At 59.8% G+C, this 19,177-nt stretch carries 19 protein-coding genes and 1 pseudogene; 5 read left to right on the top strand and 15 right to left on the bottom strand.

The genetic code is table 11. The features are described 5' to 3' along the window. Window positions 1–49: 49 nt before the first annotated feature. The gene (locus AC04SI_RS23910) at window positions 50–886 is read left to right on the top strand and encodes a hypothetical protein (protein ID WP_488475009.1); all 837 of its coding nucleotides are present in this window, start codon (window positions 50–52) and stop codon (window positions 884–886) included. Here AC04SI_RS23910 and AC04SI_RS23915 read toward each other — a convergent pair. The 15 genes and pseudogenes from AC04SI_RS23915 to AC04SI_RS23985 all read right to left on the bottom strand — a co-directional run. Continuing rightward, window positions 776–1,073: pseudogene (locus tag AC04SI_RS23915) on the bottom strand (IS110 family transposase); the annotation flags it as partial. The gene AC04SI_RS23910 and the pseudogene AC04SI_RS23915 sit on opposite strands and share 111 nt — an antisense overlap. A 75-nt stretch (window positions 1,074–1,148) precedes the next feature. Continuing rightward, entirely contained in the window at window positions 1,149–1,367 is a 219-nt protein-coding gene (locus tag AC04SI_RS23920; protein WP_488475010.1) for a helix-turn-helix transcriptional regulator, read from the bottom strand. A 204-nt stretch (window positions 1,368–1,571) separates the two neighbouring features. Beyond that, window positions 1,572–1,817, bottom strand: a complete 246-nt coding sequence (locus AC04SI_RS23925) for a helix-turn-helix domain-containing protein (protein ID WP_488475011.1) — start codon at window positions 1,815–1,817, stop codon at window positions 1,572–1,574. Between the two features lie 203 nt (window positions 1,818–2,020). After that, window positions 2,021–3,268: an ISNCY family transposase gene (locus AC04SI_RS23930; protein ID WP_488475012.1), complete on the bottom strand. Its 1,248-nt coding sequence runs from the start codon at window positions 3,266–3,268 to the stop codon at window positions 2,021–2,023. 313 nt (window positions 3,269–3,581) lie between these two features. Continuing rightward, window positions 3,582–3,857, bottom strand: coding sequence for a DNA -binding domain-containing protein (locus AC04SI_RS23935; protein ID WP_488475029.1), 276 nt, complete (start codon window positions 3,855–3,857; stop codon window positions 3,582–3,584). A gap of 277 nt (window positions 3,858–4,134) precedes the next feature. Then, window positions 4,135–4,392 (bottom strand): transcriptional regulator domain-containing protein, encoded by a 258-nt coding sequence (locus AC04SI_RS23940; protein ID WP_353001356.1) that lies wholly within the window; start codon window positions 4,390–4,392, stop codon window positions 4,135–4,137. 34 nt (window positions 4,393–4,426) lie between these two features. Beyond that, complete coding sequence (locus AC04SI_RS23945; RefSeq protein WP_488475013.1) at window positions 4,427–5,053, bottom strand: acyl-homoserine-lactone synthase; 627 nt, start codon at window positions 5,051–5,053, stop codon at window positions 4,427–4,429. A gap of 90 nt (window positions 5,054–5,143) precedes the next feature. After that, window positions 5,144–5,872 carry a LuxR family transcriptional regulator gene (locus tag AC04SI_RS23950; RefSeq protein WP_488475014.1) on the bottom strand — a complete coding sequence of 243 codons (729 nt, stop codon included), beginning with the start codon at window positions 5,870–5,872 and terminating at the stop codon, window positions 5,144–5,146. Between the two features lie 22 nt (window positions 5,873–5,894). Continuing rightward, window positions 5,895–6,737 carry an IS5 family transposase gene (locus tag AC04SI_RS23955; protein ID WP_488475030.1) on the bottom strand — a complete coding sequence of 281 codons (843 nt, stop codon included), beginning with the start codon at window positions 6,735–6,737 and terminating at the stop codon, window positions 5,895–5,897. A 119-nt stretch (window positions 6,738–6,856) separates the two neighbouring features. Further along, window positions 6,857–8,527, bottom strand: a complete 1,671-nt coding sequence (locus AC04SI_RS23960) for a DUF6119 family protein (RefSeq protein ID WP_488475015.1) — start codon at window positions 8,525–8,527, stop codon at window positions 6,857–6,859. Between the two features lie 240 nt (window positions 8,528–8,767). After that, entirely contained in the window at window positions 8,768–10,123 is a 1,356-nt protein-coding gene (locus AC04SI_RS23965) for a Glu/Leu/Phe/Val family dehydrogenase (protein ID WP_488475031.1), read from the bottom strand. Window positions 10,124–10,439: 316 nt separating this feature from the next. Continuing rightward, window positions 10,440–10,937, bottom strand: coding sequence for a UPF0262 family protein (locus AC04SI_RS23970; protein WP_488475016.1), 498 nt, complete (start codon window positions 10,935–10,937; stop codon window positions 10,440–10,442). Window positions 10,938–10,952: 15 nt separating this feature from the next. Continuing rightward, entirely contained in the window at window positions 10,953–12,134 is a 1,182-nt protein-coding gene (locus AC04SI_RS23975; RefSeq protein WP_488475017.1) for an acetyl-CoA C-acetyltransferase, read from the bottom strand. 43 nt (window positions 12,135–12,177) lie between these two features. Then, the gene (locus AC04SI_RS23980; RefSeq protein ID WP_488475018.1) at window positions 12,178–12,807 is read right to left on the bottom strand and encodes a 3-oxoacid CoA-transferase subunit B; all 630 of its coding nucleotides are present in this window, start codon (window positions 12,805–12,807) and stop codon (window positions 12,178–12,180) included. Between the two features lie 14 nt (window positions 12,808–12,821). Continuing rightward, a complete protein-coding gene (locus tag AC04SI_RS23985) occupies window positions 12,822–13,520 on the bottom strand; it encodes a CoA transferase subunit A (protein ID WP_488475019.1) in 699 nt (232 codons plus the stop codon). A 905-nt stretch (window positions 13,521–14,425) separates the two neighbouring features. Here AC04SI_RS23985 and AC04SI_RS23990 point away from each other — a divergent pair. The 4 genes from AC04SI_RS23990 to AC04SI_RS24005 all read left to right on the top strand — a co-directional run bounded on the left by AC04SI_RS23990 (window position 14,426) and on the right by AC04SI_RS24005 (window position 18,757). Beyond that, the gene (locus AC04SI_RS23990; RefSeq protein ID WP_488475020.1) at window positions 14,426–15,541 is read left to right on the top strand and encodes an ABC transporter ATP-binding protein; all 1,116 of its coding nucleotides are present in this window, start codon (window positions 14,426–14,428) and stop codon (window positions 15,539–15,541) included. Next, window positions 15,538–16,452: an ABC transporter permease gene (locus AC04SI_RS23995; RefSeq protein ID WP_488475021.1), complete on the top strand. Its 915-nt coding sequence runs from the start codon at window positions 15,538–15,540 to the stop codon at window positions 16,450–16,452. Before AC04SI_RS23990 ends, AC04SI_RS23995 begins: the two co-directional genes overlap by 4 nt. Continuing rightward, window positions 16,445–17,269: an ABC transporter permease gene (locus AC04SI_RS24000; RefSeq protein ID WP_488475022.1), complete on the top strand. Its 825-nt coding sequence runs from the start codon at window positions 16,445–16,447 to the stop codon at window positions 17,267–17,269. Before AC04SI_RS23995 ends, AC04SI_RS24000 begins: the two co-directional genes overlap by 8 nt. Before the next feature lie 255 nt (window positions 17,270–17,524). Further along, a complete protein-coding gene (locus AC04SI_RS24005) occupies window positions 17,525–18,757 on the top strand; it encodes a serine hydrolase domain-containing protein (protein ID WP_488475023.1) in 1,233 nt (410 codons plus the stop codon). The last annotated feature ends 420 nt before the right edge of the window (window positions 18,758–19,177 follow it).

Consider the following 19,177-nt stretch of genomic DNA (forward strand, 5'->3'; position numbering starts at 1 on the left):
TGGCAGCTCGACTGGTCCGGGGAAATCGGCGCCATATGATCCGGTGGTTGTGCGCCATCTGGCGCCTTGGCGGCCCTACAGTTGCTCTCATTGTCAGATCATCGACGATGTCGGACATGAGACCCAGCGCTTTGATCGGTTGTCTGAAACGATTTCCCGGTTGGTGCACCACCCCGCGGATGCGCTGATCGGCATCTCGCTTTCCTCCTTCATGGCCGGCGAGCGCAGTTTTGCCATCCTCTTTGAACCAGGCGACAGGCGGTCCCTGCAATCATTCTTCTGGAATAACGGGAAGCTCGTTATCTCCTACCTCGTCAACCTCGATCCGCGTTTCGAGATGTTCACCCCCGACCGCCAGGAATGGACGCGCCGAGCGCTGGACACCGTGCCCGCCGAAGGGACTGTTCACCTCGGGTCGCTCGATGCGGAACGTCACGAGACCAATGGAGAGGTCCTCATTTCGGCTCAGGACCCGATCACGCCGCGGAAGCTTCTCCTATTAGACCTCAATGCCGCGGCGCCTCTCGGCGCTCCAGTAATCCTGAAGCGCAACCCGGAGAATTTCGACACATCCGGGCTGGTGGTCACGCGCCACGAGGCCGTCTCGACCGATGGTGAGATGATCCCCTATACGCAGGTCGGTCCGGCGAACGGGAACGGGGATGCCCCGGTTCACCTCACCGCCTACGGCGGGTACCGCAAATCGGTCCTGCCCCACTGGGGTCGACACCGGGAGTGGCGCCAGGCGCTGTCTGCACTCCTTGGCCCGATGTTAAGCTATCAATCTGGCGTCGACATCTTTCAGATGTGTTTGCAACTGCGCATATTTCTTGAGCATAAGCGCGAACAGCTCCCGCCCCCAATCCGGCAGCGTCCCATCTGCTAAGATACGCTCGAGCAGCGGTTCGATCTGCACATTCCTTGGCGGCGATCAGCCCATATTCTGTCGGATAGTTGCGGATCGCATTAGCGAGTGGCGTGCGATTGCAGATCAGCCTCTCGCGCAGGTCACCCAGCAGCAATGCCGGCTGGTTGTCATCTATCCTGACCGGTATGAAGCGGCGCATCGTCGGAATTCTACGCCCTCGCATGCGCGATCGGGGTGCGCCGTCATCTTGATTGAAAAAGACCCGGTCTCTGCGAATGTCTCAGGCCTGTTTGTCGGGCCGAACGAGTTCCATGTGGCTCACGCCGAGGGCTTGTGCCAACTCGTAGATCGTGACGATCGTCGGATTTCTGCGGCCTTTCTCCAAACCGCTTATGTACTGCTGACTGAAGCCGGAGATCTCGGCAAGCTGCTCCTGCGTCAGATGGTTCTTCTGCCTGAACCTCTGCACATCCCGTCCGACCAACTGGCGCATATCCATCCGCCCAAGTCAGCGGATTAGGCATCTTGAGTTTATCAACTATAATATGTATTCCACACCGGAGGTCTCAATCCGCCCGCGGGCGGCTGCGCGGAACCGATTTTTCGGAGATAGGACAGCGGTGTTACACTCTGAACCGAATGCGCCGATCGCGGACGAGGCCCTGTTGAGGGCTTTTGTTGAGCAATCCAAGCGCAACGCCATCTACAGGTCACGAGAGCGACGCATTTGTGCCAGCAGCTCGCAAGGATCGATATCGAGAGCCTCGGTAACGTCGAGAAACTCAATTACGTCCAGCCGACGTTCACCACCCTCGTACTTGGCCACGAAGGATTGTGGGCGGCCCAGCATATCAGCAACCTGGGTCTGGGTGACCCCTTTGGTTTTGCGCGCCGCAATCAGCCGTTGTAGCAGTCGGCGCTGGCGAGCTGATCGAAGGGATTTCGGCATCAGACGAACCGGCCAAGAAGGAACCGGCTCATGGACTAATCCCAGTTTCGGATTATCCCATTTTAGGATATTGTGCCGTCAAAGATCTGCGCGGGTGCGGGATAGGTCGTACGGCGAGACATGAAATGGTAGACAGATTGCTCAAACCTGCTGTTGCCGACGAGGTCCCATGGGCGGAGAGCCTGACGGCTGTCGGTAGCATTTCAAGTTGACCGGATTTGGTAGCACATCATTTGTCCGCTTCTGTTTTTGCGTCGAAGCGGTTCACGCGGCGGTTTTGAGTTTGGTTTTCGGCTCGACCGGCGCGCCATCGGGGCTGTATCGGGCGATGCAACGGGGGCCGTGAAACACGGCCATTGCGCCGTCGGGTAGCGACGAACCTTGACGTTGGCCTTGACGAAATGGTGTCGGATCGGACTTGGCGGCAGCTGCAGCCTCAGGCGCCCGAAGACGATGGTGTTGTCGCGGCCGACGATGCGCTCCTCCTCGATGCACAGGATCTCGGCCAACTGGTCCGGCTCGGCGGCGACGAAGGCGCTGTCGGCAATCTCGGGCGGCCTGGCGAAACGGGCATTGTGGAGCGGCAGGTAGATCTCCGCGATGAAGCGGTTGGCGGCCGCGATGTCGCGGATACCGGCCAGCGCCAGCTCTCTTGGCAGCCGCTGCTGGAGCGTCGAGAACATTCGTTCCGAGCGACCGCGCGCCTCCGGCGAATAGGCCGGTATATGCTCGATGCCGAGCCGCGCGAGCGCCCGCCCGACCTGGGTGAGCCGCTCCTTGTCCACCTTTTCCCCGGCCTTGGACGTGTGGAAATAGTGGCTGCCGCGATCGGTGTAGAGGCTCGACGGCAGACCTTTGGCCGCAAACGTCTCCAGCAGGCCATGGAAGCTCGAGGCCGTGCCCTCCTCCTCGGTTAGAAAGGCCGAGTAGAGCGTGCTCGTCGCATCGTCCATCGTCACGATCAGGTCCAGTTGCGGCTCGCCGGCCAGCCATGCGTGCCGGCTGCCGTCCTGATGCAGCATCATGCCCTCGCAGGGCTTCCTGGGCCGCTTGCGCCGATGAGCCCCGCGCCGCCTGGCCCGCTCCACCAGACCGGCCGCGTGCAACTGTGCCTTGGTGAAGGTATAGCCCCAGCAGAAATTGTGGTCGCGAACCAGGTGCTCGTGGAAATGCTTCACGCTCCAGCCATCGTACCGCTCCCGGTAAAGCCCCAGCATCTCCTCCACCGCCTGCCGCGGCACGCGACGTCCCGAAACCTTGCCCAGACGACGATCGACAAGCCCGTCTTCCCCAGCCTCTTCGTAGCGGTCGCGGTAACGCCGAAACTGCCGTTCCGACATCCCCAGCAACTCGCCAGCCTCAAGCATCGACAAATCGCCCCGATCCCACCGGCTCAACACGTCCCGAAACTTCTGCATCCTGCGATCCTGTAGCCATGCTGCCCGTTTCATCCCAGCCTCCGTTCGCTGGTGATAAAACCGGACAACTCACGTGCTACCTAACCCGGACAACTCATGTGCTTACGACAGCGGAGAGCCTGACGGCTTACGACGATGAGCACTTTACGATATATTTGAATCTCTTAGACGCATGCGCCGGCAATGCCAGCGAAGAAGAGATGGCCCAGGCGATATTGGGCATCGATCCAGTGCAAGAGCCAGCTCGCGCCCAAAAGGCGGTTCGCAGCCATCTCGCGCGCGCCCACTGGCTGGTGATCGCGGGGTACAAAGAGTCTCTGGCCAAGAGGCCTGATGGTGACGATCGCTATAGAAGAAACCGCTTATACCCACCGTTCATAAGCGAGCGCCCGCGTCTGACTGCACGGCGGACGCTGTCACGAAGATGGTCACCGGGATCGGCCCAGTCGCGCTCGACGCGGAGTCTACCGAAGAGGGCGATGCCGATCTCGCGGTGTGGCGCGCCAGCGATGGAGCCGTCGAGCGCACGCAAGACTCGGCGCAACCGCGTGCGACGGGGCTCGGTCGGAAAGAATCCCGGTTGCAGCCTTCCGGTCGAACGGAGGCCGTTCAGACATTCCATCCCGTTCAGGCGTTGCTTGAGTTCCTCAGGCGGCCAGAATACGGAGGAAGTCAATCGCACAGGTTCGAGGAGGCTGACGCCTGAAGCAGCCAACTGCAAGCTCCTGCCACTGTCCTCGACAAGGACGTGCTGATGCCCATCCCGCGTGACGAGTATGGAGATGCGGCAGGAGTGCGCGGCGAGATCGAGCACGTTGATCCCGCGCGGCCGCGCCGCTCTTTCGGCAGCAACGGGCAAAACATGCAGACATTGGCGGGGTCACCAGAAGACGCTCGCATCAGTTCCTTTCGAGCTTGCAAAACAGAAGGCCCCACCGCGAAAGATCGACACTGTTCGACGGCAGGCAGATAATGTCCACGGACCCGGCGTTCGTACGTTCGGCGCGGCGCAACGCGTTCGCCAGATCCTTCTGGAAGTCCGGATTGCGCCTGAGGAATTCCCAGGCCCATCCTCGGCTGGTCAGCCGCTCGACATAGCCATAGTCACCATCATCTTGCCTGTCCGGCCAGGCAGGGCCAGGTATTATTTCGTCCATTGCATCGTTTCCAAGAAAGGGTTGGATTCCAGGCTCAGGCGATCTTCATGACCGGTGTCCACAGTACCGGGCCCCTGAGTCCGCCATTGCGATGGAGGGCTTCCAAGCTCTCTGTTGAGACGTCGAGATATCCGGCAACGGCGCGCGTGTTGCCTATTGTTTGCGGATCGGACAGCCGTTCGAGTGGCCAGCCGGCCCGACGCAAGATCCGCTCAATGCGCAGATCCGTTACAGTAACGATGCTGCGCAGACCACGTGACAACCCAAACTCGACCGTCCCGGCAAACAGCTCGTAGGTGCCAATAGCGATGCCCGCCTGTTTCGGCGCGGAAGGCGGCAGGTCAAGCGCAAAACGGCTGCTTTCCCAAACCCGCGGATCTTCCGGCGCCGAACGGTCTGCAAGGAGAGCGCAGAAGCTGTCGCGCAGCATCGTCGGTCCGGTGGTCGGGAACAGGCGCGCGCAACCGTCGATGCGCCCGGTGGGCGCACGCAGCAACAGGTAGTGGGGACGAAGCGCGTCGAACGGATCGACCTCATAGCCGCCGCTGAACGAAACGTCCCAATCAAGTCGATCCCTGAAGACGCGATACCGCAAGCGGTGCATCTGCTCGAGCTCGTCGCTGAACTCAGCGTAGCAATCCGGCGTGATCAACTGCATCATGATGGCCTTTCTCCCTCGCATGGATAACACCTGCGATTGAAGGCAAAGGCCGGGTTGATACAACCTGTGCATGTGCCCAGGTTTCGGAGATCAGGTGAAGAGAGATGGCCTGGATAGTGCCAGCCGAACGGCTGCCTGAGTAACTGTCGGCGCGCCAAGCTTCTTTCTGGCGTTATCCCGATGATAGGCCGCGGTGCGCCGACTGATCCCCAAGATGCGGCCGATCTCCCACGCTGTCTTGCCGCGAGCCGCCCACTTCAGACACTCGATTTCCCTTCGGGATAGGGCAACGCCATCCACGATCCTGCCGTCGGCCAACTTGCGACAGGCATGAAGATGGAAGAAGATCGCGATGAGCTGCAGCACGCGGTCATATCGGTCAACCAGGCGGAAGAACAGTGGTTGCCTTTCATCCGAGGCGAAGGTCAGTGCTGCAAACGTACCGGTGCTGTCATGGATCGGGATCGTAAAGCCGCGGTGAATGCCGAATTGCGTCGCCTCATTCATCAGTTGTCGCTGCTGCGTCGACAGTTCGAGATCAGCACCGTGCGCGTCCCAGTTGAATGGTTCCTGACCACGACGCGCCTGATGGATAACCGGGTCAATCTTTTCATACCGACTGTGAAGGTAGTGAGATGTCCAGGATTGAGGGTAGGTGGAAATCAGGCGCACCTTGCGACCCTTGCCAGGAGAAGGGAAAAGATAGGCAAAAGACGGCAAATTGAGCGAAGAGGCAATCTCGCCCAAAGCGTTGCGCAGGCCCGTGGCGTCAGCGCTGAATGCGATCTGTTCTACGAATCTATGAAAAGCGTCTTGCATAGCCAAGAGTCCGTTTTGAAATTCAGGGATGAGCGTTTCTGCGGATAAGATTGTCGCCGATAGCGACGAGGATCATGGCGTGAGAGACGTCGATGCGCCTCTCGTAGTCGCGCACGAGGCGGCGCCATCTTATCATCCAGCCGAAGGTTCGCTCGACGACCCAGCGGCGGGGCAAGACTTCGAAGCTCTTCTGGTCATCGGTTCGGCGGATGATCTCGACCACGAAATCAAGGTAGGCGGCCTTGTCCATGAGCTTGAGCCGATCGTAAGCGCCGTCGGCGAACAGGTGTTTCACCCAGGGCCAGCGCTTGCGGATGCCGTCCAGAATCGCCTGAGCCCCGGCACTGTCGGAGATGTCGGCGGGTGTGAGGTTGACCATCAACAGCCGCCCATCCATATCGACGGCGATGTGGCGCTTGCGGCCGACAATCTTCTTTCCGGCATCGTACCCTCTTGTTCCCTGCGGAGCCTTGACAGACTGGCTGTCGATCGCGCCCCCCATGGGACTGGCGTCGCGCCCGGCTCGCTCGCGGTCCAGCATCCACGCCACGTCGTGGATGGTCTGGAACAGAAAGCGCCGCGCCAACTCGCGAAACCAGTCGTAGACCGTCTGCCAGGCGCCAAAGTGGATCGGCAGCATCCGCCAGCCGCAACCCGAGCGCACAAGGTAGCGCACCGCGTTGATCACCTCACGGAAATCAACCTCGCGCGGACGGCCGCGACGCCCAGGCTTGGGCATCAGCGGAGCGATCTGTTCCCACTCCTCGTCCGTCAGATCAGACGGGTAGCGCTTGGTCTTCTTAGCGATCTTGTCCGTGGCAGGTCGCGTTCCGCTGTCCGATCTGGTGCAGTCGCCCGACCACATGGTGGCGATCGAGCTGCCGATAGGCGGTGCGTACTTGCCATGGCCCGCAGCACTCCGGCTGCGCTGAGACGGCAGCTCGCCGGCAAGGAGAGAAGACACTCGATGTCTATCTGTACGGGCTATCCTGCGGCCTCGCCCTCGACCGGCTGCGCCTCGGCGGCGGCTTCCTTCTTCTTCCGCTTCTTCTTTCGACCTTCCGCGGCGGCAAGCTGGTCTGCGATAAAGATCACGTTCCCCTGAACATCCATAAGCCGCAGCGCCTTCATGCTGCGCATAAGGCTGATACGGGAGAACAAGGGTAGGTTCAGCGACCCCGCCGCCGGGTCTTTGCGCGTCACAATGCCGAATACGATGCGGTAATTCCGGTCCCGAACCAACCCTATCAGGGAGTCCGCCTCGGCGCCGGGAAGCGCCTCCCGGACAAGCGCTTCCAGCCTATCGACCGCCTGCGGCTCCAACCGCATTAATTCGATGGCGTTTACGCCCTGGTTGAATAGATGGCTCAACTGCGCCGAAAGGGTCGAGACCTTCACATGGTAGAAAGCGGCAACGCCGTCGCGAACTGCCAACAGATCACACGGTTCCACCGCGCTTTGCCCGTCGGGGCTAATATTCTTCCTGTCGAGACAAGCAATGGCAGGACTGCCGGCAGCAGCGGCTTCATTGTATTCGACTTCGCTCGGATGATCGTAAGGCGGTAGGTCGCTGTCCACGCATAGCGGGTCGAGATAGGCGACAACGCGTGCGATATAATCGTCGTCTATGCGATACCAGTGGCCCTCAGAAAGGTGGAAGGTTTCGCCCTGCGCGCCTTCCATCGTCGTGTCGAAGACGAGGCTCTTGAAAATGCTGTAGCGGTTGCGGGCGTTACCGTCCTCGTCGGTCAGGACCAACGCGTGGCGGCGCAGATCCTCGATTCCCATGGCAGACAGATCGGTTTCATGCTCATCAAGATAATCATAGTACCGGCCGATATAGACATCGTCATAAACGAGGCCGCGCCCTGCACCGGAAAAGGTAACGTAGAGATTGTCACTGTAGTTGATGATCTCCGGGACCGTGATGTTGAGGTCGGGATTGCGCCCCCGGAAAGCTTCGAGGAGTCGCCCGTTCAGCGCCTCGATCCGCGCCGGGTCGCTGACCGGCACGATATTTTGAATTTCAGGGAACGCCGTCTTGTATTGCTCGCTCTGGTAAAGGGCCAGCAATTGCTCGCACAGCTGCACCAAGCCATTGGACTCAACATCGGTGCTGATGCGCAAATTGCTGCTGCCTGTAGCGTGCCTGAATAATTCCTTGTGCTCGTCACGGACCTTGCCGGTCAGACTGCGCAGGATCGTGCTGTCGCGGTCGAAATCGAACAGCGTCAGCTCGGACTCTATGGGAAGCTGGGTCCTCCGGCGCTTGGTTGCGCCGGGGTCGAGGGTGTCGGTGCTCTTGAGCTTATGTGGGTCGAGACTGTTCAGTGTCACCCGCAGGCCGAAATCATACTCATAGCTGGAGTCGACCAGGCTATGGGCAACATGACCGAAAGACAGCGCAAAACATCGCTCACCGACCGGCAGGAAAACAAGGGCGCCCTTGTTCACCTGAGTCAGGTTTTTTTCAATGCCAAAATAAGACCTCCACCAGGGCGGCCGCGGTTCGCTGTCGAGCACAAACAGCGTTGCGCCCTTTGGCAGGCCCTGGGCGCCGATATCGTCATCGAGGACGTGATCCACGCGCAGCGCATTGGCTGCGCTGTAGCCCTCCTTGAGAAGGTAAATTGAAAAAGATCTGCTCTTTGTCATGTCGCCCCCAGCACCCGATTAAAAATGCACCTGTTCTACCTGTGGTATTCAGAGAGAAGCCAGACGTTGTTAATAAAGAACGGACCCGTATTGGGGAGGTCTATCCCTCAAATGTGCCTCAATGGGAGACCGGACAGCAGCGGCAGGCTGTGCTTCTGTATCGAACTGTCGACCTATTCCGATCGCTCCATAAGTTCTGCCGTTCCGTTGCTGCGCGGATTGCATGTCTCAGCCCAGGGCTCAGATGCCGATCGCCTCGTAGGCGTCCGCAACTTGCCGAATGGACGCCACATAGGCGGCTGTCCGGTAGTCACCCAGATCCGGTTGCTCTTCGATCAGATCGGCGATGCGTCCCCAGGTGCTACGCATGACGTCTTCCAGTCCGGAACGAACCAGATCGATTTCCGCGCCGCCTTCGAGGAACTCGTCGCGGATATCGGCGGGGAATTCCTTGCCGGTCATGCGTTCGAGTGCTCCGGCAATGGTTTGGTTGCGGCGCTCCCGTCGGCGCCTTTCCATCAGGCCGAATGGAATGTGCGTCAGGTTCTTCACCCATTCGAAATAGCTGACCACCACGCCGCCGGCATTGACATAGAGATCGGGAAGGATCGTCACGCCGCGCGAACGGAGGATCTTGTCCGCCTCGAACGTGACCGGGCCGTTTGCAGCTTCCACAACGAGATGGGCTTTGATGCGCTCCGCATTTCCAGAATGGATCGCATTCTCCATTGCCGCTGGAATGAGGACGTCGCATGGCTGTTCGATGCCGGTCATCTCGCCGGCAAGCGACTTGCCTCCATCGAACCCAAGGATGCTGCCGGTCCGGATATGATGCTGCTTGAGCGTCTCGATCGCCAGGCCTTCCGGGTTGGAGACATAGCCGTCCCGTTCAGCCACGACGGTCACGCGAGCACCATCGCCTTCGGACAGGAACTTGGCCGCGTGATAGCCGACATTGCCGAAGCCCTGAACGATGACGGATGCATCCTTGAGATCGCGCCGGCCTTTCAGTCCTATGGTTCGCGGATCCCTGAGGAAGCTCTGGATGGCGAACTGCACGCCGCGGCCTGTGGCCTCCGTGCGGCCGGCGATACCGCCCTTCGACAGCGGTTTGCCGGTGACGCAGGCACGCGCGTTGACGACATCGGTCGGATTGGCGCGCCGGAACTCGTCCACCATCCAGGCCATTTCCCGCTCACCGGTGCCGATGTCGGGTGCCGGAACGTTGAGGCCAGGGCCGATCAGGCCCCGCTTGTTCAATTCCTGGGTGAAGCGGCGGGTGATGCGCTCGAGTTCCTGCGGTGTCCACTCGTGCGGGTCGATCTTGAGCGCGCCCTTCGAGCCGCCGAACGGCACGTCGACCAGCGAGCATTTGAGCGTCATCAGCGCGGCAAGAGCCTCCACCTCCTCGGCATCGGCATTGGGCGCATAGCGGATGCCGCCCTTCACCGGCTCGCAGTGTTCGCTGTGGACCGATCGCCAGCCGATGAAGCTGTACATGCGACCGCGCAGCCTGACACCGAAGCGCACCGTGTAGGTCGAGTTGCACTGGATGATCCGCTCCGCCAATCCCTCCGGCAGATTTAGGAACGTCATGGCGTGACGGAAGTTCTGGTCGACGCTCTCCAAAAAACCAGCAGAACTATCCTGCATGCTCGCGCTCATGTGTTTGCTGCCGCAGTTCGACTGGTGATGCTCATATCGCGGCGACCGTCGAGGATTTTCTTCCCCGATTTTAATCTGGAGTTCTGATGCTACAGCCAACGAAACGTCTCCCTTCTTGTTCGTGGGTTGGCGGTTGAGCTCTCGGCCCTCCACCCTCTTGATGCGTATCCACAATTACGAAGCAGTGGGCGTGTGAACCCATTGGTTCTCGGCACTCCTTGATCGTGGCGTGCTTCGAGCATCAGCTTCAGCTCAACAGACCCCGACGGGTTTCATTTTGCGCGAGCAAAGCGTAGATCAGCGTGAACAGCCGCCTAGCGGTGTCTTTGTCGACGCTTACTTTCGCTGAGAGGTGCTCTTTCAGAAGCTCGGAGGCCTCATTGTGGATGCCGCGCCGGCCCATATCGATCGCCTCCAACCGTTCTGGACCAGGGCGGCGGACGGCGTCGTAGTAGTTCTCGCAAATACGCGTGTAGTCCCTAAACAGCCGGCGGAAGGGACTAAGCGAGAGATGATGACTTGCGACATGGGCGCCGTTTTCGTCGGCGATATGGAGAGCCAGGCGTTCGTCCGCCACTTCGAGCTTAAGACGATAAGGACCGCCGCTGTGCCCTGCAGGAATGAACGTATTGCATTCCAGCACAGCACCAATCGCAAGGTCGTGCTCACGATCTATCCGGGCATCTTGACCGCTGAAAGATCGATCAAGCGAAACATCGCAGAGGCGGAATTCTCCGGCGGTCATCACACCGTCCTCGCCTCACATCGCTTCCACGCACATGGCGACGCCCATGCCGCCGCCGATGCAGAGCGTGGCCAGGCCCTTCTTGGCGCCGCGACGGCGCATCTCGAATACCAGTGTGTTGAAGACGCGGGCGCCGGAGGCGCCGATCGGATGGCCGATGGCGATGGCGCCGCCATTGACGTTGACGATCGAGGGATCCCAGCCCATGCCCTTGTTGACCGCGCAGGCCTGCGCTGCGAAGGCTTCGTTGGCCTCGACGAGGTCGAGGTCCTTGACCGACCAGCCGGCCTTCTCCAGCGCCCTTTTCGAGGCCGGGATCGGGCCGGTGCCCATGATCGCCGGGTCGACGCCGGCGGTCGCCCAGGAGGCGATGCGGACCAACGGGGTGATGCCGCGCCGGGCAGCCTCGGCCTCGGTCATCAGTAGCGCGCCGGCGGCGCCGTCATTGATGCCGGAAGCGTTGGCTGCGGTGACCGTGCCGTCCTTGTCGAAAGCCGGTTTCAGCTTGGTCATGGCATCCAGCGTCGCGCCGTGACGGATATATTCGTCCTGGTCGACGATGGTATCGCCCTTCCTGCCCTTGATGGTGACGGCGACGATCTCGTCCTTGAACCTGCCGGCCTTCTGCGCGGCTTCGGCCTTGTTCTGCGAGGCGAGCGCGAACTCGTCCTGGTCGTCGCGGGTGATCTGGAACTGGCGGGCGACGTTCTCGGCGGTGTTGCCCATGTGGTAGCCGTTGAAGGCATCCCACAGGCCGTCCTTGATCATGGTGTCGATCATCTTGTAGTCGCCCATCTTGACGCCGGCGCGCAGGTGCTGCGCGTGCGGCGACAGCGACATCGATTCCTGGCCGCCGGCGATGATCACCTTGGCATCGCCGGTGGCGATCTGCTGCATGCCGAGCGCAATTGCCCTGAGGCCCGAGCCGCAAACCTGGTTGAGGCCCCAGGCGGTGGTCTCCTTGGGCAGGCCGGCATTGATCGAGGCCTGACGGGCCGGGTTCTGCCCCTGTGCGGCGGTCATCACCTGGCCGAGGATGACCTCGTCGACTTCCGCGGCCTCGACGCCGGAGCGCGCGAGCAATTCCCTGATGACCACGGCGCCGAGCTCATGCGCCGGCGTGGCGGCGAAGCTGCCGTTGAAGGAGCCGACCGCTGTGCGGGCTGCGCTAGCGACGACGATGGATGTTCTGCTCATAATGGCTCCCATATTTTGGAACTGGGCTCCTTCGGGACCCGCCTTAGTTGACGATCGTTGCTTCGGTTGCGCGGCGGAGTTCATCTTCAGCGACGCCGTCGGCGCAGTCCACGACCTTCAGCCCCCCCTCGACCATGTCGAGGACGCCAAGATTGGTGATGATGCGATCGACGACGCCTTGGCCGGTGAGCGGGAGCGTGCATCTCTTCAGCACCTTCGACTCCCGGGCTTTGTTGGTGTGATCCATGACGACCACCACCCGCTTCACGCCGGCGACAAGGTCCATGGCGCCGCCCATGCCCTTGACCAGCTTGCCCGGGATCATCCAGTTGGCGAGATCGCCGTTCTCCGCCACTTCCATGGCGCCCAGAATCGCCATGGCGATCTTGCCGCCGCGGATCATGGCAAAGCTCTGGGCCGAGTCGAAGAAGGCCGAATGCGGCAGAGCCGTCACCGTCTGCTTGCCGGCATTGATGAGGTCGGCGTCGATCTCTTCCTCTGACGGGAATGGACCAATGCCGAGCAGGCCGTTCTCAGACTGCAGCGTCACATGCACGCCAGGGGGAATATAGTTGGCGACCAGCGTTGGAATGCCGATGCCGAGATTGACGTAGGTGCCGTCTTCAAGCTCTCGCGCGGCCCGCGCCGCCATCTGGTTGCGATCCCAGGCCATGTTATCTCCCTCCCTCAAGCCGCCGCGCGCGTGGTGCGCTGTTCGATGCGCTTCTCGTGCTCGCCCTGGATCAGGCGATGCACGTAGATCCCCGGCAGGTGGACCTGATCGGGATCGAGGCTGCCGACGGGCACGATCTCCTCGACTTCGGCCACGCAGATTTTGCCGCAGGTGGCGGCCGGCGGATTGAAGTTGCGCGCCGTCTTGCGGAAGACGAGATTGCCTGATGGATCCGCCTTCCAGGCCTTGACGATCGACAGATCGGCGACGATGCCTGTTTCGAGGACGTAGATTTCCCCACCGAAGACCTTGTGCTCCTTGCCCTCTGCCACGACGGTGCCCACGCCGGTCTTGGTGTAAAAGCCGGCGATGCCGGCACCGCCGGCACGCATGCGCTCCGCGAGCGTCCCTTGTGGGTTGAACTCGAGCTCCAGATCACCGCTCAGATACTGCCGCATGAACTCGGCGTTCTCACCGACATAGGAGGAGATCATCTTCTTGACCTGCCTCGTCTTCAGGAGCACGCCGAGCCCAAAGTCGTCGACACCACAATTGTTGGATGCGACCGTCAGGTCTTTCGTGCCCGCCTCCCGGATCGCATCGATCAGCAACTCCGGTATACCGCAGAGGCCGAACCCGCCCGCAGCAATCAACATCCCATCAAACAACAGACCGTTCAGCGCCGAACCCGCCTCGCTATAGACCTTATCCATTATTCATTTACTCGCCCAGAGTTGATCTATAGTTCATTGCGGGGCAGCGCCCGATGCGATCTGCTCGCTCTATAGGGTTCTGCCAGCTCTACAGGTGTCAATTGGCTTGCGGACGTGAATTGCATCGCAGAACCAAGCTCTCGACGCCTATCTATTCGGAAATGCTGCCGGCTTGCGAGCGACCAGAGTTATTCCGAGGCCCAAAGATTTATGATCGGGGCCGCTCTTTCTGATCACCATCGTCCACAGGACGATGGTGATCTGGCCAGACCGATCTTGGAATTTCCGACTGGCCGCACGACAACCGGCACGACCGGCTTGTGGACGAACACGTTATCGGAAGGCGCGTCTAAGATGGCGCGGCGCAGTCGAAACGCTCAACCGTTCGATCGGAATTAGCTCAAGTTGACGGCTTATCTCTTAGGGTTAGGATGGTGGTATGGAGCAGCCCTGTGTTACTGAGGCACAGCGGCTGGCAGAAACCAAGTAGTGTTGCCAGCAGGAGATATTCTCGCCAACACGACTGGTGAGCACTTAAAGGATCAGAACGTTTTTCGCCCCCTACCCGACTTGGCTTGAGGCGCGGATCGAACCCGCAACCTTGCCCGTGTATCTTGCTGCGCCGGTCGCTGCCGTTGCATACCGAAATCGCATCCGGCTCTCCCGCGATCACGTGGCTAAAATGGAAGCCCTCCTTGACAACTTCAAAGTGGAGGTCGGCAACGGAAGACGTCCTGCGATCATAACGAATAGGGTCAAATCATAACTACACCGGGTTTTTGCCGGGATTATCATTGCATAACATGGCGGAATAGAAGTGGCAGAGACTGTTCGATCGGGGCTGGCGTGAATTTTGCACGTACCGGCTCTATTCGCACTGAGCTCAAACATATGCGGAGAACGTAATGAAGGGTGAAAGTGTCACGGTCCGCCGGCTTGCGAAACGCTACGGATCGGTCACGGCAGTAGAGGATGTCTCGGTCGACGTGAAGCCCGGAGAGTTCCTCTCGCTCCTCGGGCCCTCGGGTTCCGGCAAAACGACCCTCTTGATGATGATCGCGGGCTTTGAGTTGCCGACTACGGGGCTCATCGAGATCGGTGCGACCGATATCACGCATGTTGCTCCCAATAAGCGCAACGTGGGCATGGTCTTTCAGAAATATGCCCTGTTCCCCCACATGTCGGTGAACGACAATGTGGCGTTCCCCCTTCGTATGCGAAAAATGGATCGCGCGCAGATCAAGCGGCGCGTGAGCGAGGCGCTCGCCATGGTCCAACTCGACGCCTATGGCAGTCGGATGCCATCTCAGTTGTCGGGGGGGCAGCAGCAGCGGGTTGCCCTTGCGCGGGCGCTAGTGTTCGAGCCCCCAGTGCTTCTGATGGACGAACCCCTCGGCGCGCTCGACAAAAAACTCCGCGAACAGTTGCAGATCGAGATCAAGGCGCTTCAGCAGCGTCTTGGGGTCACTGTCATCTATGTGACCCACGACCAGGAGGAAGCGTTAACCATGTCGGACCGCATCGCGGTCATGGACAGCGGCCAGATTGCCCAGATAGGCAGCCCCGCCAGCCTTTATAGCGAGCCCGTCTCTCCGTTTGTGGCAGATTTCATCGGCAAGATGAATTTCCTACCGGTCGAATATCTAGGATCCGAGAAGGCAGGCCACCAGATCCGGGTCACCGACGCCTCAACTCTCAGTGTTACGCGACCACTCAACGGACATGCCTTTGAGCTTTCTCCTGGACTGTCGCTGCGGGCCGCGATCCGGCCGGAGAACATCTCTCTAACCGCACGCGGCACCGGCGGCCCGGATGCTGTTCCCGGCACCGTGGACACCTCGATTTATCTTGGGACGCACCAGATTCTTCTGGTCAACATCGTTGGACGCAGCGGCCCACCGCTGCATATCCACGCATCGGCAGCCCGAGACCTGTCGACATTCGCGCGCGGTGATGCGGTCGATATCCTGTTTCAGGCAAATTCCATTCACCTTTTTTCAGGCAAGGGCGACAGCCAATGAGCAGTGTCGACGAGTCTCGCGTTAATCTCGCCCCAGCGCTGCGTTTTGCGCGGCTCTTCAAGGTCACCGGGACCGGTGGCCGATATCCCCTGGTTTTGTCAGCTATACTTGTTCTACCGCTGCTTCTGCTCTTGTTCTTTACCTTTCTATACCCGGTTGGCCGCATGCTGGTCAGCAGCCTGTTCGACCCTGGCTTCACTCTCGACAACTATGTCCGCATATTCGCCGAACCGCTATATTTGAAGGTTCTGCTGCGTACGCTCTGGATTGGATTCGTGACAACGGTTGGAGCTTTCGTGCTCGGATATCCAGTTGCCTACGCGATGGCGCGGGCCGGAGGCAGGCTCGCGTTCTGGATCGCAGGCTGCGTCCTGATTCCACTATGGACCTCAGTTCTTGTGCGGTCCTACGCCTGGATCATTCTGTTGCAGCGTAAGGGCATCATCAACGACATCCTCATCGGAACCGGGGTCCTCGATCAACCGCTCAAGCTCATCTATACCGAAGGCACTGTCTTGCTCGCCATGACACATGTGCTGATACCTATCATGATCCTACCTATCTACAGCTCACTACGCACCATTCCAAAGGAACTGCCGCAGGCCGCAGCAAATCTTGGCGCCGGAGTGTTCACAACGTTTCTGAAAGTCACCTTGCCACTTAGTCTGCCCGGTGTTTTCGCAGGCACATTGATGACTTTCATCCTGGCGCTCGGTTTCTACGTCACGCCGGCCCTTGTGGGTGGGCCCGAAACGCTAATGATGTCGACGTTGATCGGACAGCAGACGACGCTCCTGCTCAACTGGCCTTTCGCGGGCGCGCTGGCGATGCTTCTTCTTACGGTTACATTAGTCCTTACTTTCCTGTTCCGCAGGGTCTTGGCCAACTCCGGAGGATTCGGCAATGTCTGAGACTATCGCTTTGAGCCAGGCACGCCCATTTCGCCCTCTCGCCCTCGGCAAGGTCGCCGCTGGCCTCGTTGTTGCGCTCATTCTGTTCTTCCTGATTCTGCCCACGCTGATCGTCATACCAATCTCATTCGGCAGTGCTCCCTATATTGAGTTTCCGCCCTCTGGGCTGACTCTGCACTGGTACGTCGAGTATTTCAGTGACCCTGACTGGATGGCTGCGACTCTGTTCAGCCTGCGCATCGCATTCTTCACTACCATTTCAGCGACGCTGGTTGGGACCCTCGCCGCAATTGGCTTGATCCGAGGGGATCTGCCGGGGAAATCATTTATTCTCGCTTTGGCGCTCGGTCCCCTGATCATTCCTTCCATCATAATGGCGATCGGACTCTATCTGTTCTTTGCGCCGCTTGGCTTGACGGGGAACTTCTTCGGCTTTCTGCTCGCTCATACCATGCTGACGGTTCCCTATGTGATCATTTCCGTTTCCGCTGCGCTCCAGCGCTTCGACCCCATTCTCGAGATGGCGGCCCTCAGCTGCGGGGCCGGACGCGGCCGCACCTTCTTCGAAATCGTCCTGCCGCAAATCGCCCCCGGCGTGATCACTGGCGCAGTCTTCGCTTTTATCTCCTCCTTCGATGAAGCGACTGTCGCCTTCTTCATCTCTGGGATCGGAGGGAAGACGATCACCAGAAAGCTGTTCGAGGACATCAACTTAAATCTCACCCCAGTCATTGCGGCTGTCTCGACCATCGTCGTCGTCATCTCAATCCTGCTGATGGGTACGATACGTCTTGTCCAGAACAGAACTAATTCCTAATCAATTTCACCGAGCTTCGCCGAGGCGGGCCGCCCGTAGGCTGAGGCTGTCTCAACGATCGGCATACCTCCCCGACCGTACACTACTTCGTCAGCGGGATCTCCGCGGCGCGTTGTGAGCTGAGCAGAGGCTCAGATCACGAGTCTGCGACCTAGAGAACAACACGTGTTGATTAGCGCGCTGTCTCCACCTCGACCAGATTTGTAGGACGGCCCCAGAGGTTTTTTCGTACTTGGTACCAATAGAGGAGAAATCATGAACAACTCTAGCCTCGAGTGCTGGCAGCCCGATCCGACGAAGCCGGGCGGGCCGATGATCCCGCGAATGGAGTGGGATTTCGCTCCGTACAACCGCTGGACGTTTCAGCATGCTCGCGAGTTTGCGCCGAGCGCATCAATCTGGCGCGGCCGAGGACCTGTCCTGCAGCTTCCGGAGCGGATCAGCGACATCGACGGCATCGAGTTTGAGGTTGCCGGACGGCATTCCACCATCCGCGAGTTTCTGGACGGCAGCTTTACCGACGGATTTCTTGTTCTGCACCACGGCCAGGTTATAGCCGAAAGATACATGAACGGCCTGGAGCCGCACTGTCAGCACCACGCCATGTCAGTATCGAAGTCGATTACGGCGACGCTGTGCGGCATACTTGTCCACAAGGGACTCATCGACACAGGCAGCCCGGTGACGCGCTATCTGCCGGAACTTGAAGCGACCGCCTATCGCGGCGCCACAGTTCAGCACGTGCTCGACATGACCACCGGTGTAACGGTTACTGGACCCTACACACAGCCTGGTACCCACGCGTACATGATGCAGAGAGCTGCGGGATTAAAGCCACTGGAAACTGCCGACGACCCTCAAACTATGTGGCAGTTCATCTTGAGACTTACCGAGCAGCAGCGTCCGCATGGCGCACTGTTCGACTACCGGTCGACCGAGACCAACGTGCTGGGCTTCATCATGCAGCGTGCAAGCGGGAAGCTGCTGGCGGAGCTCATCAGCACCGAACTTTGGGCGCCAATGGGCGCGGAGGAAGACGCCTATATGACTGTCGACCATGGCGGTTTTGCCGTGGCGAGTGGTTGCTTCAATGCGACGCTTCGTGACTATGCCCGGTTCGCGTTGCTGCTCCTGCGGGGCGGAGCGCTAAACGGGAAGCAGATCATTCCATCGGAATGGATCGAGGAGACGCGAAGCGGTAATCGCGACCTATCCTTGGGCGAGCCGCGATCTTTCTCGTCTTCAACATCATCAGTGCCGACCATCCTACCGACCGGTGGTTACCACAACCAGTTCTGGATTGAGGACCCGGACCGGCGTGCCTATACGTGCCGCGGGGCTTTTGGCCAATTCATCTATATCAACCCGGAAGCCGATTTTGCGGCAGTGAAATTGTCGGCTTGGCCTGAAGCAGTGAACCCGGATCGTACGAACGAAACGCTGGCGGCAATCCACGCCATCAGGGCGGGATGCGCATGTATGCGGTAGCGCACTTGGTCCACACCTCGCGGCTACGTTCAGCAAAGTCCGCGTCATGCTGTCGCCACATAGCGAGATACAGCCCCGATTTGACGCTTACGCCCGAGCGTCTTTTTGGCGGCATCGTGGCCGCGTTCCGCCCCGCCGGCGATGGCTTTGCCGTCTGGCTGGGTCGACAATACCGGCGCTCGCGATGACTTCCCGCCCGGCGCGCTCACGATCGTACATCAGGGCGATGTTCGTGCGAAACGGCATCAGCTGTATAAAGCGCCGGAATCATTAGAGCGGAATGAATTGAGGCTGAATCGGCTGGGATTCCCTAAGGCTTGGAAATCTGATTCAACGTGCTGGCTGGACAAGGAGGCCGGCACGGATGGGCAAGCCTTACTCGATGGATCTTCGCACCCGGGTTGTCGCGTCTGTTGAGCA

Source organism: Mesorhizobium sp. CNPSo 4689, from assembly GCF_057784325.1.

What these genes read in the sequence shown, in the direction of transcription:
- AC04SI_RS23945 (WP_488475013.1), bottom strand. Translation starts at nt 5,053, where the DNA reads ATGATGCAGTTGATCACGCCGGATTGCTACGCTGAGTTCAGCGACGAG.
- AC04SI_RS24005 (WP_488475023.1), top strand. Translation starts at nt 17,525, where the DNA reads ATGAACAACTCTAGCCTCGAGTGCTGGCAGCCCGATCCGACGAAGCCG.
- AC04SI_RS23985 (WP_488475019.1), bottom strand. Translation starts at nt 13,520, where the DNA reads ATGGATAAGGTCTATAGCGAGGCGGGTTCGGCGCTGAACGGTCTGTTG.
- AC04SI_RS23925 (WP_488475011.1), bottom strand. Translation starts at nt 1,817, where the DNA reads ATGCCGAAATCCCTTCGATCAGCTCGCCAGCGCCGACTGCTACAACGG.
- AC04SI_RS23930 (WP_488475012.1), bottom strand. Translation starts at nt 3,268, where the DNA reads ATGAAACGGGCAGCATGGCTACAGGATCGCAGGATGCAGAAGTTTCGG.
- AC04SI_RS24000 (WP_488475022.1), top strand. Translation starts at nt 16,445, where the DNA reads ATGTCTGAGACTATCGCTTTGAGCCAGGCACGCCCATTTCGCCCTCTC.
- AC04SI_RS23920 (WP_488475010.1), bottom strand. Translation starts at nt 1,367, where the DNA reads ATGGATATGCGCCAGTTGGTCGGACGGGATGTGCAGAGGTTCAGGCAG.
- AC04SI_RS23940 (WP_353001356.1), bottom strand. Translation starts at nt 4,392, where the DNA reads ATGGACGAAATAATACCTGGCCCTGCCTGGCCGGACAGGCAAGATGAT.
- AC04SI_RS23960 (WP_488475015.1), bottom strand. Translation starts at nt 8,527, where the DNA reads ATGACAAAGAGCAGATCTTTTTCAATTTACCTTCTCAAGGAGGGCTAC.
- AC04SI_RS23965 (WP_488475031.1), bottom strand. Translation starts at nt 10,123, where the DNA reads ATGACGTTCCTAAATCTGCCGGAGGGATTGGCGGAGCGGATCATCCAG.
- AC04SI_RS23935 (WP_488475029.1), bottom strand. Translation starts at nt 3,857, where the DNA reads ATGGAATGTCTGAACGGCCTCCGTTCGACCGGAAGGCTGCAACCGGGA.
- AC04SI_RS23975 (WP_488475017.1), bottom strand. Translation starts at nt 12,134, where the DNA reads ATGAGCAGAACATCCATCGTCGTCGCTAGCGCAGCCCGCACAGCGGTC.
- AC04SI_RS23980 (WP_488475018.1), bottom strand. Translation starts at nt 12,807, where the DNA reads ATGGCCTGGGATCGCAACCAGATGGCGGCGCGGGCCGCGCGAGAGCTT.
- AC04SI_RS23995 (WP_488475021.1), top strand. Translation starts at nt 15,538, where the DNA reads ATGAGCAGTGTCGACGAGTCTCGCGTTAATCTCGCCCCAGCGCTGCGT.
- AC04SI_RS23970 (WP_488475016.1), bottom strand. Translation starts at nt 10,937, where the DNA reads ATGACCGCCGGAGAATTCCGCCTCTGCGATGTTTCGCTTGATCGATCT.
- AC04SI_RS23990 (WP_488475020.1), top strand. Translation starts at nt 14,426, where the DNA reads ATGAAGGGTGAAAGTGTCACGGTCCGCCGGCTTGCGAAACGCTACGGA.
- AC04SI_RS23955 (WP_488475030.1), bottom strand. Translation starts at nt 6,737, where the DNA reads ATGTGGTCGGGCGACTGCACCAGATCGGACAGCGGAACGCGACCTGCC.
- AC04SI_RS23950 (WP_488475014.1), bottom strand. Translation starts at nt 5,872, where the DNA reads ATGCAAGACGCTTTTCATAGATTCGTAGAACAGATCGCATTCAGCGCT.